The organism is Anaerosporobacter sp. (assembly GCF_965301125.1).
On record NZ_CBDLAM010000378.1, the window covers coordinates 1 to 1,578 of the forward strand.

Here is a 1,578-nt window from a genome sequence, read left to right on the forward strand (position 1 = left end):
CTTCGTATCTATTATGACCATCGACTATAAAATCATGCCATGTAAAAATAGGTATTCCCACATAACCATTTTCTAAAATACTTTTTTCTAATTGTGTTTTTTCCTCACTTGTAAGTGGTGGCAACAAATCTCTTAATTCTGGATCTATTTTTAATTTCTTTAATTCTTGCATTTTTACTTCTCCTTTAAATTTTTTTTGTTTATTCTTACGTGTTTAATATTAATTGTTATTAGCTAGAGTTATCTGCGTCCTTACTTTTACCATAAAAATCATATCCCATAAATACGCTTAAATCCTTCATCCAAGCACAATCATTATCCTTATATCTTTCATTATGCTCAACCAAACTTTCATAAATCTCTTTAATTTCATCAGGCGGATATCTAATTGGCTTACCAGATTTAACATCTTGTAAAATATATTTGTATTTAATGGCAGCGCTACGAGAAGACGACTTCTTAGGTCTGAGAATTTTCTGTTTTTCTTCCCCATATCTAGTTTCATAATCTTGTCCAACCTGAATAATCTTATCCTTATATTCAATAGAACCGTATGTCTGTGATATTTCCTGGATACCACCAGTCTCATTATCTCTAAGCGCAAACTTTGGCTTGTAAACATAAATCAATTGTAGTTCCTGGAGTATCTCCATATAATTAGAAATTGTTTTCTCGGCATATCCTATACTATCGGACATACCCTTATAGTATGTAAAACCAACCCCCGCCTTATCCCCCATCTTTTGAATTGTTGTCATGAGATAGCAGTAGAACTTTAGCAGTGATAATCTGTTCTTAAAATCGTATTCTAGTATCATCTTTATTCCATCAGAGTCAATTAGGCTATAGTATGTATCTTTATTATTCTTGTCTACGCCAATATGTAATTTATACAAATCAACCACCCACGAATTCTGCCTAGTATCAAGTTTAGCGTCTATCTGTTTTATGTACCCCTTTTTTAGTAAAGAGTTCATGCCAGATAAGAGCGAAGAGGTAATTGTTTTATGTAGTATTTGTTTTCCACATAATGAATGGGATAATGTCCCTATGCAAATAAAATAACTATCAGTAACTTTTGAGCTTGACATAATTTTACGTAGAGCGATGTAAACTAAAAATTCATCAGGAGAAAAATCTTCCGATGTTGTAAATTTATCTTTAATTGGTATTTTCATTCTCTAAACCCTTCCTTTCTTTGTGAAATAGTTGCAGTGAGGTTATAAACACGAATCGGAGTCATTCATTCCGATTTGGGTAGTTGCAACTCTCAAAACTGGAATCACTCATTCCGATTCTTACAGTCATTATTAATATATAAAGTTATAATATATAAAGTTCTTTAGCAACTCAAAATGAGTGTGCTGAAAACCTTCTCTTTTTGTTTGTGTTTGCCTTTAAGAAAATCTTGTTTCATATTGTTGTTTGTTTTAAGTTTTTGTTCTCTATTTGAGTTGATCATCTATTTGATATCGTCCTTTCTTATAATGATTGTTTAATATTAACTGTTATTACACTTGAATGATAACATATACCATTCTTATCTGTCAACTAGTTTGTTGTATATTTTAATTATAT

At 30.9% G+C, this 1,578-nt stretch carries 1 protein-coding gene; it reads right to left on the minus strand.

Going from position 1 to position 1,578, the window contains the following annotated elements:
* Positions 1-230 precede the first annotated feature (230 nt).
* Complete coding sequence (locus ACW2QF_RS20175; RefSeq protein ID WP_455717807.1) at positions 231-1,178, minus strand: hypothetical protein; 948 nt, start codon at positions 1,176-1,178, stop codon at positions 231-233.
* Positions 1,179-1,578: the final 400 nt, after the last annotated feature.

Excerpts from the sequence above, each read along its gene's own strand:
- ACW2QF_RS20175 (WP_455717807.1), bottom strand. The coding sequence starts at position 1,178 with ATGAAAATACCAATTAAAGATAAATTTACAACATCGGAAGATTTTTCT.